The following is a 14878-nucleotide window of genomic DNA, read 5'->3' on the forward strand; positions in this document are numbered from 1 at the left end:
GAGTGGCTGGTGCCCGCGGACCTGGATCGAGGCCCTGCTGGAGCATCTCGCCGGGTCATCATGGGCGGCATGACGAACATCGACGACCTGGTCGCCTCGCTCCCGGAGGGCGTCGTGGTGACCGAGCCGGACGCGATGGAGAAGTACCGCTTCGACTGGTCGCGCGACCAGTCCGCCGGGACGCCGCTGGCCGTCGTACGCGCCGAGGACGCCGGCCAGGTGCAGACCGCGGTCAGGTGGGCCGCCGAGCACGGCATCGGCATCGTGCCCCGCGGGGCAGGCAGCGGGCTCTCAGGTGGGTCCAGCGCCGTCGACGGATGCCTGGTCGTCAGCCTCGAGCGGATGCGTGCGGTCCAGATCGACCCGGCGAGCCAGGTAGCGGTCGCGGAGCCGGGGGCGTTCAACGCCGACGTCAAGCGTGCGGCTGCCGAGCACGACCTCTGGTACCCGCCGGACCCGTCGTCGTTCGAGATCTGCTCGATCGGAGGCAACGTCGCGACCAATGCCGGCGGTCTGTGCTGCGTGAAGTACGGCGTGACGACCGACTACGTGCTCGGCCTGGATGTCGTGCTGGCCGACGGCACGTTGGTCGAGCTCGGCGGGAAGCGGATCAAGGACGTCGCCGGTCTGCCGCTGCTCAAGCTCTTCGTGGGCAGCGAGGGCACGCTCGGCATCGTCACCCGCGTCATCCTGCGGCTGGTGCCGCGCCAAGGTGCCCGCTCGACGCTGGTGGCGAGCTTCGCGACAGTGCGCCAGGCGGCGGACGCCGTGGTCGCGATCCGAGCGGTGCTGCGGCCCTCGATGCTCGAGCTGATGGACCGCGCCACGGTCAACGCCGTCGAGGACTACAAGCCGATGGGGCTGGACCGCACTGCAGGAGCGCTGCTGATCGCGCAGTCGGATGCGCCCGCCGCGGCCCGGTCGGCAGAGATGGCCGCGATGGAGAGCGCCTGCGCGGGCCAGGGCGCCGAGGTGTTCGTGACCGACGACCCCGACGAGGGGGAGCTGTTCGTGCAGGCCCGCCGCTCCGGCTTTCCGGCGCTCGAGCGACGCGGCTCCCTGCTGCTGGAGGACGTCGGGGCACCGGTGCCGCTGCTGCCCGACCTGCTCGACGCGATCGCCGAGATCGCCGAACGACACGGCGTGGAGATCCCCGTCGTCGCCCACGCGGGCGACGGCAACACCCACCCCAACATCGTCTACGACGCCACCGATCCCGACTCCGAGCGCCGTGCTCGGCTCGCCTTCGACCACGTGATGAGCGCAGCCATCGCCCTGGGCGGCACGATCACCGGGGAACACGGCGTCGGCCGAGCCAAGAGGGCCGCGCTGCCCGAGCAGCTGGGGCCCGACGTGATGGCGCTGAACCGTCGCGTCAAGGACGCGCTGGATCCACAGGGCATCCTCAACCCGGGTGCTGCCCTCTGACGGCTGTCTGCTTGTAGCGTCTCCGCGTGACCAACCGCCCAGGCCCCCTGGACCTGTTCGACCTTGACGACCTCGTCGGCGAGGAGGAGCGCGCGATCCAGCAGACCGTGCGCGACGTCGTCGAGCAGCAGATCCGGCCGCACGTCGCGCAGTGGTACGACGAGGGCTCGCTGCCCGCTCGAGAGCTCGCCCTCGAGCTCGGCAAGGTCGGGCTGCTCGGGATGCACCTGACCGGCTACGGGTGCGCGGGCACCAGCGCCACGGCGTACGGGCTGGCGTGTCTCGAGCTCGAGGCCGGTGACTCCGGGGTCCGCTCTCTGGTCTCGGTGCAGGGGTCGCTGGCGATGTACGCGATCTGGAAGCACGGCTCCGCGGAGCAGAAGGACGAGTGGCTGCCACGCATGTCGGCGGGGGAGGCCATCGGCTGCTTCGGCCTCACCGAGCCGGATGCGGGCTCCGACCCGGCGTCGATGCGCACCCGGGCCAGGCGCGACCCCGCGCCTGACGGACGGGGCGACTGGGTGCTCAACGGCTCCAAGATGTGGATCACCAACGGGTCCATCGCCGACGTAGCGGTGGTATGGGCCCAGACGGACGAAGGGATCCGCGGCTTCGTCGTACCGACCGACAGTGCCGGCTTCAGCGCTCCGGAGATCAAGCGCAAGCTCTCGCTGCGGGCATCGGTCACCAGCGAGCTGGTGCTGGACGACGTACGACTGCCGGCCGATGCCGTGCTGCCGGAGGTGACCGGCTTGAAGGGGCCGCTGTCGTGCCTGACCGAGGCGAGGTTCGGCATCGTCTTCGGCTCCATCGGCGCCGCTCGCGACTGCCTCGAGTCCGCGCTGCGCTACTCGGGCGAGCGCGACATCTTCGGGCGCAAGCTGGCCGCGTTCCAGCTGACGCAGGCCAAGCTCGCCGACATGACCATCGAGCTGGGCAAGGCGATGCTGCTGGCCCTGCACCTCGGCCGCCTCAAGGACGCCGGCCGCATCACCGCCGCCCAGGTCAGCCTCGGCAAGCTCAACAACGTGCGCGAGGCGATCGCCATCGCTCGCGAGTGCCGCACGATCCTCGGTGCCGCCGGCATCACGCTCGAGCACCCCGTGCTCCGCCACGCCAACAACCTCGAGTCCGTGCTGACCTACGAAGGCACCACCGAGGTCCACCAGCTGGTCGTGGGCCAGGCGCTGACCGGCGAGTCCGCGTTCCGGTGACCGCCTCCTCTGACCTGCCTCCGACGCGCTGGGAGGGACCGGCGAGCGTCGGGCGCGGTTACGGCGTGCACTTCGCCGAGCTGATCGCCTCCGGCGCCGACGTCGATGGCGAGGCGCGGCTGGCCGATGTCCTGGCGCCGCGCGGCGCTCGCATCCTCGACGCAGGCTCGGGGATGGGACGGGTCGCTGCAAGCCTCAGGGCGCGTGGTCACGAGGCCGTCGGCGTCGATCTCGACGCCTCCCTCATCGAGCAGTCGCGGGCGGCCTACCCCGAGCTCCCTGTCGCCCAGGCCCGGCTCGAGCAGCTCGACGCTGCGTTCATGGCGGCCCACGAGATGCCGGGCGTCTATGACCTGATCGTCTGCGTCGGCAACGTGATGGTGCTGTTGGCCGAGGGCTCCGAGCGCACCGTGCTGGCCAGGTTCCGGGGGCTGCTGGCTCCGGGCGGTCGGATACTGGTCGGCTTCTCCCTGGTGGGCGCCCCGCCGCGGTCGAGGGTGTACCCGGCCGAGGAGTTCGTGGCCGACGCCGCGGCAGCCGGCCTGGTGGTCGAGTCGCGGCATGCGACGTTCGACCTGCGACCCGTCGGCGCGGGCGACGACTTCGCCGTCTGGGTCCTCAAGGTCGCCTGACCAGGCACCGGGGGCGCACAGGTTAGCGATCATTAACCTGACGGGTTAGCATCTGCCGCATGGGCTTCGAGCTGTCACGCGAGCACGCCGAGTTCCGGCAGACGGTCCGCGAGTTCGCGGAGGCGGAGATCGCCCCGCACGCGGCGAAGTGGGACAAGGACCATCACTTCCCGGTCGACGTCGTGCAGAAGATGGGCGGCCTCGGACTGATGGGCCTGACTGCCCCCGAGGAGTACGGCGGCGCGGGCGACGACGGCGACTTCACCAGCCTGTGCGTGGCCATCGAGGAAATCGGCCGCGTCGACCAGTCGCTCGGGATCACCCTCGAGGCCGCGGTCGGGCTCGGCATCAACCCGATCCTCACCTTCGGCACCCAGGAGCAGAAGGACAGGTGGCTTCCCGACCTCGTGGCCGGCCGCACGCTGGCGGGGTTCGGCCTGACCGAGCCCGGCGCGGGCTCCGACGCCGGCGCCACCCGCACCAAGGCCGACCTCGACAACGGCGAATGGGTGCTCAACGGTGCCAAGGCGTTCATCACCAACTCCGGCTCCGAGATCACCTCGCTGGTGACCGTGACGGCGCGCACCGGGGTCCGAGAGGGCGGCAAGCCCGAGATCTCTGCGATCCTCGTACCTTCCGGCACCTCCGGCTTCACCGTCGAGCCGCCCTACGACAAGCTCGGCTGGCACGCCTCGGACACGCACGGACTGAGCTTCGCGGACTGCCGGGTCCCCGAGGACAACCTGGTCGGCGAGCGCGGCCGCGGCTACGCGCAGTTCCTGGCCACCCTCGACGACGGACGCGTCGCCATCGCGGCGCTGGCCGTCGGCTGCATCCAGGCGTGCCTGGACCTCAGCCTGCAGTACGCCGGCGAGCGCCAGACGATGGGCGGACCCATCGGTCGCAAGCAGGGTGTGGCCTTCCAGATCGCCGACCTGCAGGTGATGGCCGAGGCAGCGCGGCTGCTGGTCTACAAGGCCGCGGCGATCAAGGACGCCGCCAGGTCGGGGCGCTTCGACGCCCAGGCGTTCAAGCAGGCGGCCTCGATCGCCAAGCTCTACGCGACCGAGTCGGCCGTGACGGCGACTCGGATCGCGACCCAGGTCTTCGGCGGCTACGGCTTCATGGAGGAGTACCCCGTGGTCCGCTTCTACCGCGACGCCAAGGTGCTGGAGATCGGTGAGGGCACCTCGGAGGTCCAGCGGATGCTGATCGCCCGCGGGTTGGGCCTTCCGGTCGAGTAGCCAGGACCGACACTGTTCGGGTGACCCATCGTCGGCAACGCCTCGTGGCACTGGTCCTCGTCGGTGCGTGCGCTGCTCTCGCGGCGTGCTCCGACGACTCGTCCTCCACGGTCGCCGGCGAGGTGGTCGCCGGGCGGCCGTCGCTGGAGATCATCGGCGACTTCGGGTTCGTGCTGATCCCGACCGGGCGGATCGACGTCGTCGTGGGCGAGGCCCAGACCGGCGATGTCACCCCCGACGAGGCCCGCGACGACGCGACGCACCAGGCCCCCGAGGGCGGCAGCTGGATCCCGGTCCACATCGCCCATGACCCGTTCGGGCACATGGGCATCTCGGTCGGGCTGACCGGAGGGTCGCCGCAACCGGCCCAGGTCGCCCTCGTGGTCGACGGCAAGACGACCAACCTCGGGGCTCCCTACCGCGTGGTCGGCGACGAGGGGACGGCCGACTCGGGGCTCGACAACGTCTGGGTGGCCGTCGACGAGCGACCGGACCAGATCGACTCGGTGCGCGTGGCGGTGACCTATGACGGGCTGACGCAGACCGTAAATCCCAAGACCGGCGCGCGTGAGGCCGGGGCGGCCGAGCCGCTCTACGTCAAGCAGGCCCAGGAGTACCAGGCGCCCTGCGCCCAAGGTGGCATCGAGACCGGCGGCGTCGAGCTCGAGCTCGCGTGCACGATCGGCCCTGCGCAGCGCACGCCGTACCTCCCCGGCGCCGGCTGGGCAGCCGAGGACCATGCGTGGCTCGTCCTGGGTGCGGCGGTCTCCGTCTCGCGGGCAACCGCCGATGCCACGGCCTACGACGTGGTGAGCATGCAACCCGCCCTCACCGTCGACGGCTCGACCCCCCTGCCGCCCGACGGCCGGTTCGGTGAGGTACGCCGCGATCCCCAGCGCGTGTCAGGCACCTGGGCCTTCGACGTGGCAGCCGAAGGAGCGGTCAGCGTCGGTGTGGAGGTCGACCTCCGGCTGCGCAAGAGCGACGACGCAGATCCCGGCCCGGGCACCCGTCGGGCGACCGTTCGGCAGACCGTCGAGCTGGCCGGCGAGTTGGCCGGCGAGTCGGGCTGACGCCATCGAGAGCCGGCGCTCGGTAGTCTTGCCCCCCGTGGGAGAGGGCTGGGACCGCCTGCGGGTCGAGGTCGGGCGCTTTATGGCGGTCGGCGGCATCTCGACGTTCGCTGCGTTCGTGGTCTTCAACTTCTTGGCGCACGGCCTCTACCTCACCAACGACCCGTGGTTGCACGGCCACCCGGTGACGGCGTTCGTGATCGCGAACTTCGTCGGCATGGTGATCAGCTACCGGCTCAGCCGCGCGTGGACGTTCAAGCACCGCCCACCACGGCACGCCGACGGCGGACGTACGGCGTTCTTCGTGATCAACCTGATCACGATGCCGATCCCGATGATCCTGCTGTGGCTCAGCCGCAACTGGCTCGGCCTCGACGACCCCCTCTCCGACAACCTGGCCGGCACCGTGATCGGTCAGCTGCTGGGTCAGGTGGCGAGGTTCTACCTCTTCCGCGAGTACGTCTTCCAGCAGCCGATGCCCCTCGACATCCCGCGCCTGGTGCACTGGGGCGACGTCGAGGACGTCAGGTTCAGCTCGGAGACGGACCCGGAGGTGGCGCAGGGTGTGGCCACAGATCCGTCCACGAGTGGCCGAGCTCAGCCAGGAGCTCCCGCAGCAGGGGAAGGCTGAGTCCCACCACGTTGTGGTGGTCGCCCTCGATGGCCGTCACGAAGGCGCCACCGAGGCCGTCGATGGTGAAGGCTCCCGCCACGTGGAGCGGCTCGCCGGTCGCGACGTAGGCGTCGATCTCGTCATCGGTCACCCCGGCGAAGTGGACGACCGTCGACGCGGTCGCGGCAGCAACCCGGCCGCTCGCGGCGTCGTGGAGGGCGTGGCCGGTGTGCAGGACGCCGGACCTGCCGCGCATCGCCTGCCAGCGGGCGCGGGCCTCGTCCGGGTCAGCGGGCTTGCCGTGGGCCTGGCCGTCGAGCTCCAGGACGGAGTCGCAGCCGAGCACGACGTGGCCTTGCCGGTCTGGGCGCTCCGTCACCGTCCGGGCGACGGCCGAGCACTTCAGCTCGGCGAGCTGGAGCGCGAGCTCCGCGGGTGGCAGGTCGACCACCTGCGACTCGTCGACGCCCGACACGATGACGACGGGCTCGACTCCGGCGGCGCGCAACGTCGCCAGCCGGGCGGGGGAGGCCGAGGCCAGGACGAGGGTGGTCACAGTCGCGCCATCGCCGCTCTGAAGGGGTCGAGGCCCAGGGAGCCGAGGTTGAGCGCCTCGGTGTGGAACTGCTTGAGGTCGAAGGCGGCGCCCCGCCGGGCCTTGACCTCGTCGCGGCACTCGAGCCAGATGCGCTCGCCGACCTTGTAGGACGGCGCCTGGCCGGGCCAGCCGAGGTAGCGCAGCACTTCGTACTTGATGAACTCGTCGTCCATGCTCGAGCGCTCGCGCATGAAGTCCAGGCCCAGCTGGGGGGTCCAGATCTCGCCCGGATGAAACCCGAACGGGTTGTCGCGAGGGATCTCCAGCTCGAGGTGCATGCCGATGTCGACGATCACCCGGGCGGCGCGGAAGGCCTGCATGTCGAGCATGCCGAGCTTGTCACCCGGGTCGGCGAGGTAGCCGAGGTCGTCCATCAGTCGCTCGGAGTAGAGCGCCCATCCTTCACCGTGACCACTGACCCAGCACATCGCCCGCTGCCAGCGGTTGAGGATGTCGTCGCGGTAGAGGGTCTGCGCGCACTGCAGGTGGTGGCCGGGCACGCCCTCGTGGAAGACGGTCGTGGTCTCCTGCCAGGTGGAGAAGGTGTCGATGCCGTCGGGCACCGACCACCACATGCGGCCGGGCCGGCTGAAGTCCTCACTCGGCGGCGTGTAGTAGATGCCGCCGTCGTTGGTCGGGGCCAGCCGGCACTCCAGGCTGCGGATCGGCTCCGGGATGTCGAAGTGCACGTCGGCCATCTCGGCGACGGTGCGGTCGGAGAGCTCCTGCATCCAGTCGCGGAACCGCTCGCGGCCCTCGACCATGCGGGTGGGGTCGGCGTTGAGGGCCGCGATCGCTTCGTCGACCGAACCACCGGGCACGATGCGGTCCGAGGTCGCGACCATCTCGTCGTGGAGCCGTTTGAGCTCTGCCCAGCCCCAGTGATAGGTCTCGTCGAGGTCGACCGTCGCACCGAGGAAGCTGCGGTTGCACAAGGCGTACTCGTCGCGGCCGACGGCCTCGCGGTCGCGGCCGCGCGGGCCCAGCTCCTCGCCGACGAAGCGGCCGAAGTCGGCCATCGCAGCACTGGCCTCAGCAGCGTGCCTGGCCAGCGACTCGGCCATGGCGCCGTCGGCGTCGAGCGAGTCGACGAGCTTGGCGAACACGTCGCCGGTGGTGCCGTCCTGCCCGGTCCAGCGGCGCAGCTGGAGGGCGATCTCGGAGTACTGGCGCTTGGCGGAGACCCGGCCCCTGTCGGCGGACTCGAGGAGGGTGGCCCTGAACCCGGCCAGCGCCTCGGGCACCGCAGCCAGGCGGGCGTCGATGTTGGCGATCGCCTCCTCGCCCTCGGTCGGCATCAGGTCGAACGCGCCGCGGAGGCTGGTGACCGCGCTCGAGGTCACCGAGATCTGGCTGCGCGGGATGCCGGCGTCGGCCATCTCGACCTGGAGAGCGAGCCGCTCGATCATCGCCTCCCGCGCGACCCGTTCGCGTTCGTCGACCGGCGGCGCGTCGCGCAGGTCGGCCAGGGTCTTGCGGGTCAGGCCGTCTCGGGCGTCGTAGCCGTCGGGGGAGAGGTCGGGCAGCCGGTCGTCGTGACCGGCCACGCCGTAGTAGGTCGCCTGCACGGGATGGAGGGCCGCGGCCTGCTCGACGTAGCGCTCGGCGATCGCGTCTACGGTGCGGTCGGGCAGATGGCCTGAAGTCATGCGGGCCACCTTAGGAGCCGCCGCCGACGGCGCGCCTGCGGGTTCTAGGTCCTCACGATCGGCGAGGTGAGCGTCGGCCCACACGCGTGAGCACCGACGGGTCGGCCAGCAGCTCGATCTGCTTGACCTTCCCGTCCACCACGGTGAACGCGAAGACCACCTTGATCTCGCCGAGGTGCTGCCAGCACGATGCGGCACCGCCATCGAGGGTGGCCGGCAGTGCCGCCTTGGCCCGCCCCGCGAAGAACTCCGCGATCTCGCGGCCGCCCTTGATGGAGGTGGCCTGGCCGCCCATGGCGAGGGCGGCCTCGTCGACCCGCACCTCGGCGTCCGGGTCGAGCAGCTCCAGCAGGGCGGCGAACTCGTTGTCGCGCGAGGCGGCCATGAAGGCGTCCACCACCGCAGCGTCGGCGGCGGCGAGGTCCTCCCGCGGCTCCGGCTCCTGCAGCCGGCGCCGGGCCCGGCTGGCGAGCTGACGGGTGGCCACCTCGGAGCGACCGATGATCGGCGCGATCTGGTCGAAGGGCACCGCGAAGACGTCCTTGAGCACGTAGGCCAGTCGCTCGGCCGGCGCGAGCGAGTCGAGCACCACCGTCATCGCCTGCCCGATGGCGTCGGCGAGCTCGACCTGCTCCTCGGGCGTGGGGGCTCGGTCCACGAAGTCCGCGTCGTCGGGCCAGTCGTCCTCGCGTCGCGACGTACGGCTGCGCAGCAGGTCGAGGCAGATCCGCGAGACGACGGTGGTCAGCCAGCCGGCGAGGTTGTCGATCTCCTTGCCCCGCTGGTCGGTGCGGACCAGCCGGATCCACGCCTCTTGTACGGCGTCGTCGGCCGCGGCGTCGTTGCCGAGCATGCGCTGGGCGACCGAGCGGAGACGGGGACGCTCGGTCTCGAACTGCTCGGCCAGCAGTAGTTCGTCGGTCATCGGGTCACATCCTCCTCGGTGGCTGTCCGGAAGGTTGACGACCGACGCGCCACGAACGTGACACGGCGTCGATCGGGGCTGCCCGCGGACGAAGCCTCAGCGCGGCAGACCGGACGCCCGCCAGGTGCCGACACTGTGGCGATGGACCTCGCGATGCCCGCGGGCAGGGTGCGCCCAGGTGCTGCGCGGCTTCGCCTTCGCTGGCGCGATGCCGCCCATCGAGGCGACCACCGCCACCAGTGCGGCGATCTCCTCGGGCGTCGCGTCGCCGCGGACGATCCGGAGGAGGGGCTTGGTCTCGACAGGCTCGACCGACGAGGGGTTCACAGGGGGATGTTCCCGTGCTTCTTGGCCGGCAGCGTCTCGCGCTTGGTGCGCAGCAGGCGCAGTGCACGCACCACCTCGACCCGCGTCTCGTGGGGAGAGATGACGGCGTCGATGTAGCCGCGTTCGGCCGCGATGTAGGGGTTGGCCAGGGTGTCGTCGTACTCGGTCACCAGCTCGGCCCGACGCACCTCGGGATCGTCGGCGGCAGCGAGCTCCTTGCGGTAGAGGATGTTGACGGCACCCTGCGCGCCCATCACCGCGATCTGCGCCGTCGGCCAGGCCAGGTTGATGTCGGCCCCGAGATGCTTGGAGCCCATCACGTCGTAGGCGCCGCCGTAGGCCTTCCGCGTGATGATGGTGACGAGCGGGACGGTGGCCTCGGCGTAGGCGTAGATCAGCTTCGCGCCGCGGCGGATGATGCCGTTCCACTCCTGGTCGGTGCCGGGCAGGAAGCCGGGCACGTCGACGAAGGTCAGTACCGGGATGTTGAAGGCGTCGCAGAAGCGCACGAAGCGCGCGGCCTTCTCGGAGGCGTCGATGTCGAGGGTGCCGGCGAACTGCATCGGCTGGTTGGCCACGACACCGACCGGGTGTCCCTCCACCCGGCCGAAGCCGACGATGATGTTGGGCGCGAACAGCGCCTGCACCTCGAGGAACTCCTCGTCGTCGACTGTCGCGGTGATGACGTCGTGCATGTCGTAGGGCTGGTTGGGCGAGTCCGGGATGAGGGTGTCGAGCGTGCGGTCCAGGTCGCTGAACCCGGTGTCCGCGACCTCGTCGTACGTCGGCGCCGGGTCGAGGTTGTTGGGCGGGAGGTAGGACAGCAACGCCTTGACGTACTCGATGGCGTCCTCCTCGTCGGACCCCATGTAGTGCGCGTTGCCCGACTTGGTGTTGTGGGTGCGCGCGCCGCCGAGCTCCTCCATCGTGACGTCCTCGCCGGTGACGGTCTTGATGACGTCGGGACCGGTGATGAACATGTTGGAGGTGCCGTCGACCATCACGGTGAAGTCGGTGACCGCGGGGGAGTAGACGTGGCCGCCGGCGCAGGAGCCCATGATCATGCTGATCTGGGGGATCACGCCCGAGGCGTGCACGTTGCGCCGGAAGATCTCGCCGTACAGGCCGAGCGAGACGACGCCTTCTTGGATGCGCGCGCCCGCGCCCTCGTTGATGCCGACGATGGGGCAGCCGGTCTTGATGGCCAGGTCCATGACCTTGGTGATCTTCTCGCCGTAGACCTCGCCGAGCGAGCCGCCGAAGATGGTGAAGTCCTGCGAGAACACGCACACCTGACGGCCGTCGACCGTGCCGTATCCGGTGACGACGCCGTCGCCGTAGGGGCGGTTGTGCTGCAGCCCGAACGCCGTCGAACGGTGCTTGGCCAGCTCGTCGAGCTCGACGAACGAACCCTCGTCGAAGAGCATCGCGATCCGCTCCCGGGCGGTCTTGCGGCCCTTGGCGTGCTGCTTCTCGACCGCCTTGGCCGAACCCGCGTGGACGGCCTCGTCGAGCCTGCGATCGAGGTCGGCGAGCTTGCCCGCAGTGGTGTGGATGTCGATGCCGGAACCTTCAGGCGGGACATCCGTTCCCTCGCCGATCGACTGACTGGGGTGCACCGATGCGCTCACCTGGGTCAATCTAGCCATGTGACGACGCACCCGCCGCTCGACCCCGACCGCATCGAGGCACCCGCCGACTGGGTGGTCGAGGTGGTCGAGACCGCGCCTTCGACCAACGCCCTGGTCGCTGACCGGGCCCGTGCGGGCGCGGGCGAAGGGCTGGTCGTGGTGGCTGAGCACCAGACCGCAGGTCGCGGCCGGCTCGACCGCACCTGGGAGACCCCGGCCCGCTCGGCCCTGACGCTCTCGCTGCTGCTGCGACCCCGACTGCCGTCCGGTGACTGGCCGTGGTTCCCGTTGTTGGCCGGGTACGCCACGTCGCTGGCGCTGCGACGGGCCGGCGCCGTCGTCGACCTCAAGTGGCCCAACGACGTGCTGCTCGATGGTCGCAAGCTGGCCGGCATCCTCACCGAGCGGCTCGAGACCCCCACAGGGCCGGCCCTCGTCGTCGGGATCGGCATCAACGTCGGCATGACCGTGGCAGAGCTCCCTCTCGACGAGGCGACCTCGCTGGCCGTCGCGGGTCTCGCCGTCGACCGCACCGATCTGCTCTCGCTGCTCCTGCAGAGCCTGAGGACCGAGTACGACGACCTCCAGCGTCGTGGCCCGGTGCCGCTGCGCTCGGCGTACGCCGCGGCCTGCGTGACCGTCGGCCGGCACGTCCGGGTGAGCCTGCCCTCGGGCGAGACCCTCTCCGGCGAGGCCAGCGCCATCGACCAGGGTGGCCAGCTCATGGTCAGGACCCCGGGTGGCATCGCCAGCGTGTCGGCGGGCGACGTGGTCCACGCGACGATCGAGTAGCAAGCGGCCCGGATCTGGCAGCATGGCGGCCGTGGCCATCTCCAAGAACCTGCTGAACCCGGGCGAGGAGGTCGTCTTCGACGTCCGGACCCACCCCAAGGCACTGATCCTGCCGTTCCTCGCGCTGATCGTGGCCTTGGCGGTGGCGGTCTTCTTGGACCGGGCGATCGACAACTCCACGGTCTCCCTCGTGGTCTGGATCCTGGCCCTTGCCGTGATCCTGTGGCTCGCGGTGTGGCCGTTCCTCAACTGGCTGGTCGCGCACTACACCGTCACCAACAGGCGCCTGATCACCCGATACGGCGTGATCACCCGGCGCGGTCACGACATCCCGCTCTCGCGGATCAGCGACGTCGCCTACGAGAAGGACCTCATCGACCGGCTGCTCGGCTGCGGCACCCTCGTCATCAGCGACGCCAGCACCCACGGACAGGTTCCGCTGCACGACATCCCGCGCGTCGAGGAGCGTCAGCGGGTCCTCAACGAGGTGCTCCACCGCCTCCACGCCGACGGCTCGTCGCAGAGCAATGAAGGACTCTGAGCGGGCGGCAGCACGCCCGAGGCCCGAGGAGCTCGAGCGCGCCATCCTCGGCGAGGACCCGGCGTACACCGCCGCCGACGTCGCGGCCGAGACCGGCGTCACCATCGACCAGGCCCAGCGCCTGTGGCGGGCGCTGGGCTTCCCCGACCGCGGGCTGGAGGTGGCCTTCACCCACGCGGACGTCGAGGCCGTCTCCATCCTGGTCAGGCAGGTCGAGGGCGGCCAGATCGACTTCGACATGGCCGTCACGCTGACCAGGGCCGTTGGTCAGACGATGGCGCGCCTGGCCGACTGGGAGGTCGCCACCCTCGTGCACCGGGTGCAGGAGATCGAGGCCGGCGACAAGGCCACCGGGAGCAGGGCGACCACCGGCCTGCACCTCATCGAGCAGCTCAACGAGCCGTTCGAGCAGCTCCTGGTCTACGTGTGGCGTCGACATCTGGCGGCAGCGGTCGCCCGGGTCGAGGGGCTCGGCGGTGACATGGCTGCGGACACTGCTGACGCGACCGACCTGCGCACCACCCAGATGACGGTGGGATTCGCCGACATCGTCGGTTTCACCGAGCTGTCCAACGAGCTCACCCAGAGCCGGCTCGGCGACCTGGTGGAGCTGTTCGAGTCGCGATGCTCCGACGTCGTGGCCAGCCAGCACGGCCGGGTGATCAAGACGCTCGGCGACGCGGTGCTGTTCGTCAACGACGACCCGATCCGGGCCTTCGACACCGCCGAGGGGATCATCGCGGTGGTGGGGCGCGACGGCCGGATGCCCGACGTACGCGTCGGTCTGGCCTCTGGTTCGGTGGTGCTGCGCCTCGGTGACGTCTTCGGTCCGCCGGTCAACCTGGCCTCCCGGCTGACTGCCGTGGCCCGTCGCAACCGGGTGATCGTGGACCCGACGACAGCGGCCCTGCTGCCTCCTGACCAGTTCGAGACGCGGCCGCTGCCAGCGAGGCCCGTGCGCGGCTTCGGCCTGCTCGAGCCGGTCGCCGTACGCCGCCACTAGCGATCCGGAGGCTCGGACACCGGTCGAGGCCAGTCGCGCCATTTTTGCCGTTTCCCAGCGGTGGGGACTCGATTTTCCTACCGTTTGGCTGTGCTCGAGGTCCAGGACGTCCGCGTGGACCCGCTCGCACGCCGAGTGTGGCGCGCTGAGCGGGAGATCGTGCTGTCGCGCAAGGAGTACGACCTGCTGCACGCCCTGATCTCCCGTCCCGGCGACATCGTCAGCCGCGAAGAGCTGATGCGCGACGTGTGGGGAGCCAACTTCTGGACGTCCTCCAAGACGATCGACGTCCACCTGGGGTGGGTGCGCCGCAAGCTCGGCGACGACTCGCGCAGCCCGAGCCTGATCAGCACGGTGCGCGGTCGCGGTCTGCGGTTCGAGGTGGCCTCGCCCGTCGAGGTCTAGGGGTCCTCAACCGCCAGGACGAGCCGGTGGCGGCACTCCTGCGAAGGAGTCGGGCCGGTGCAGCCAGGTGAAGTGCTGCCAGGGCCACATCAGCACGAAGACCTTGCCGACCACCTGGTCGACGCGGACGTACTCGTCACCAGGCGTGCAGTGGGGGTCGGCGGGTTCACACAGGTGGTACGACGAGTCGGCCGAGTGGCTGCGGTTGTCACCCATCACGAAGATCGAGCCCTCGGGTACGGGCCCGGCGTCCCAGGTGCAGTCGTGCATGGGGCCGTAGCAGGTAGCCCCGTCCTCGCGGGCGTAGCCCTGCTCGTCGAGCGCGACCCTGTTGACCATGATCCGGCCCTGCGGGTCGCAGCAGTGGATCGAGTCGCCGGCGATGCCGATCACCCGCTTCACCAGGTGTCCACCCGACGGGTACAGGCCGACCTTCTCCATCGCCTTGGCGACCGTCCCCGTCGGCCCCGCTGCCTCGTCGGGCGGCAGCCAGTCGCCGGGGTCCTCGAACACCACGACGTCTCCGCGCTGGGGCGAGCCACCGAGCTCGTAGGAGATCTTCTGCACGAGGATGCGGTCGTTGCGAACGAGCCCTGGCTCCATCGACTCCGAGGGGATGTAGAAGGCCTGCAGCAACAGGGACTTCACCAAGAGCGCCGCTCCCACGGCGACGACGGCGACGACGAGGGCCTCTTGCCAGAGCGGACGTCGGGCGACCCGTGGGGCCGGACCGGTCGCCTCCTCGTCGGGAGGTCGGCGGCCGCGGGCCCCGGAGCGCTCGGACGTCACCCGGCGAGCGTAGG

At 70.5% G+C, this 14878-nt stretch carries 16 protein-coding genes; 10 read left to right on the plus strand and 6 right to left on the minus strand.

The features are described from left to right. Positions 1-69: 69 nt before the first annotated feature. The 6 genes from ISU10_RS09930 to ISU10_RS09955 are packed head-to-tail and all read left to right on the plus strand — an operon-like array spanning position 70 to position 6222. Positions 70-1428, plus strand: a complete 1359-nt coding sequence (locus ISU10_RS09930) for an FAD-binding oxidoreductase (RefSeq protein ID WP_194696242.1) — start codon at positions 70-72, stop codon at positions 1426-1428. Positions 1429-1454: 26 nt separating this feature from the next. Continuing rightward, entirely contained in the window at positions 1455-2642 is a 1188-nt protein-coding gene (locus ISU10_RS09935) for an acyl-CoA dehydrogenase family protein (protein ID WP_194696243.1), read from the plus strand. Next, positions 2639-3274, plus strand: a complete 636-nt coding sequence (locus ISU10_RS09940; protein WP_194696317.1) for a class I SAM-dependent methyltransferase — start codon at positions 2639-2641, stop codon at positions 3272-3274. Before ISU10_RS09935 ends, ISU10_RS09940 begins: the two co-directional genes overlap by 4 nt. A 59-nt stretch (positions 3275-3333) precedes the next feature. Next, positions 3334-4518: an acyl-CoA dehydrogenase family protein gene (locus ISU10_RS09945; RefSeq protein ID WP_194696244.1), complete on the plus strand. Its 1185-nt coding sequence runs from the start codon at positions 3334-3336 to the stop codon at positions 4516-4518. Between the two features lie 20 nt (positions 4519-4538). Beyond that, entirely contained in the window at positions 4539-5591 is a 1053-nt protein-coding gene (locus ISU10_RS09950; protein ID WP_194696245.1) for a hypothetical protein, read from the plus strand. 37 nt (positions 5592-5628) lie between these two features. Next, positions 5629-6222, plus strand: a complete 594-nt coding sequence (locus ISU10_RS09955; RefSeq protein ID WP_194696246.1) for a GtrA family protein — start codon at positions 5629-5631, stop codon at positions 6220-6222. Here ISU10_RS09955 and ISU10_RS09960 read toward each other — a convergent pair. From ISU10_RS09960 to ISU10_RS09980, 5 genes are all read right to left on the minus strand, one after another. Beyond that, positions 6122-6760, minus strand: coding sequence for a Maf family protein (locus tag ISU10_RS09960; RefSeq protein WP_194696247.1), 639 nt, complete (start codon positions 6758-6760; stop codon positions 6122-6124). The genes ISU10_RS09955 and ISU10_RS09960 overlap by 101 nt on opposite strands. Next, positions 6757-8451, minus strand: coding sequence for a DUF885 domain-containing protein (locus tag ISU10_RS09965; protein WP_194696248.1), 1695 nt, complete (start codon positions 8449-8451; stop codon positions 6757-6759). The genes ISU10_RS09960 and ISU10_RS09965 overlap by 4 nt, the downstream gene beginning before the upstream one ends. Positions 8452-8503: 52 nt before the next feature. Continuing rightward, complete coding sequence (locus tag ISU10_RS09970) at positions 8504-9376, minus strand: sigma-70 family RNA polymerase sigma factor (protein WP_194696249.1); 873 nt, start codon at positions 9374-9376, stop codon at positions 8504-8506. 96 nt (positions 9377-9472) lie between these two features. Beyond that, complete coding sequence (locus tag ISU10_RS23030; protein ID WP_194696250.1) at positions 9473-9703, minus strand: acyl-CoA carboxylase subunit epsilon; 231 nt, start codon at positions 9701-9703, stop codon at positions 9473-9475. Then, the gene (locus tag ISU10_RS09980) at positions 9700-11265 is read right to left on the minus strand and encodes an acyl-CoA carboxylase subunit beta (protein ID WP_370865101.1); all 1566 of its coding nucleotides are present in this window, start codon (positions 11263-11265) and stop codon (positions 9700-9702) included. Before ISU10_RS09980 ends, ISU10_RS23030 begins: the two co-directional genes overlap by 4 nt. A gap of 87 nt (positions 11266-11352) precedes the next feature. Between ISU10_RS09980 and ISU10_RS09985 the strand changes: the two genes are divergently transcribed. From ISU10_RS09985 to ISU10_RS10000, 4 genes are all read left to right on the plus strand, one after another. After that, positions 11353-12126 (plus strand): biotin--[acetyl-CoA-carboxylase] ligase, encoded by a 774-nt coding sequence (locus ISU10_RS09985; RefSeq protein ID WP_194696251.1) that lies wholly within the window; start codon positions 11353-11355, stop codon positions 12124-12126. Between the two features lie 31 nt (positions 12127-12157). After that, complete coding sequence (locus ISU10_RS09990; protein ID WP_194696252.1) at positions 12158-12667, plus strand: PH domain-containing protein; 510 nt, start codon at positions 12158-12160, stop codon at positions 12665-12667. Further along, positions 12654-13670, plus strand: coding sequence for an adenylate/guanylate cyclase domain-containing protein (locus ISU10_RS09995; protein WP_194696253.1), 1017 nt, complete (start codon positions 12654-12656; stop codon positions 13668-13670). The genes ISU10_RS09990 and ISU10_RS09995 overlap by 14 nt, the downstream gene beginning before the upstream one ends. A 90-nt stretch (positions 13671-13760) precedes the next feature. Next, entirely contained in the window at positions 13761-14075 is a 315-nt protein-coding gene (locus ISU10_RS10000; RefSeq protein ID WP_194696254.1) for a winged helix-turn-helix domain-containing protein, read from the plus strand. A gap of 6 nt (positions 14076-14081) precedes the next feature. Here the strand turns inward: ISU10_RS10000 and lepB are convergent, their stop codons facing one another. Continuing rightward, positions 14082-14864: a signal peptidase I gene (gene lepB, locus ISU10_RS10005; protein WP_370865084.1), complete on the minus strand. Its 783-nt coding sequence runs from the start codon at positions 14862-14864 to the stop codon at positions 14082-14084. Positions 14865-14878 lie beyond the last annotated feature (14 nt).

The sequence above is a fragment of the Nocardioides agariphilus genome (genome assembly GCF_015352445.1).
In the GTDB taxonomy this organism is placed as follows: Bacteria; Actinomycetota; Actinomycetes; order Propionibacteriales; family Nocardioidaceae; genus Nocardioides; species Nocardioides agariphilus.

Excerpts from the sequence above, each read along its gene's own strand:
- ISU10_RS09930 (WP_194696242.1), top strand. The coding sequence starts at position 70 with ATGACGAACATCGACGACCTGGTCGCCTCGCTCCCGGAGGGCGTCGTG.
- ISU10_RS09945 (WP_194696244.1), top strand. The coding sequence starts at position 3,334 with ATGGGCTTCGAGCTGTCACGCGAGCACGCCGAGTTCCGGCAGACGGTC.
- ISU10_RS09965 (WP_194696248.1), bottom strand. The coding sequence starts at position 8,451 with ATGACTTCAGGCCATCTGCCCGACCGCACCGTAGACGCGATCGCCGAG.
- ISU10_RS09970 (WP_194696249.1), bottom strand. The coding sequence starts at position 9,376 with ATGACCGACGAACTACTGCTGGCCGAGCAGTTCGAGACCGAGCGTCCC.
- ISU10_RS09995 (WP_194696253.1), top strand. The coding sequence starts at position 12,654 with ATGAAGGACTCTGAGCGGGCGGCAGCACGCCCGAGGCCCGAGGAGCTC.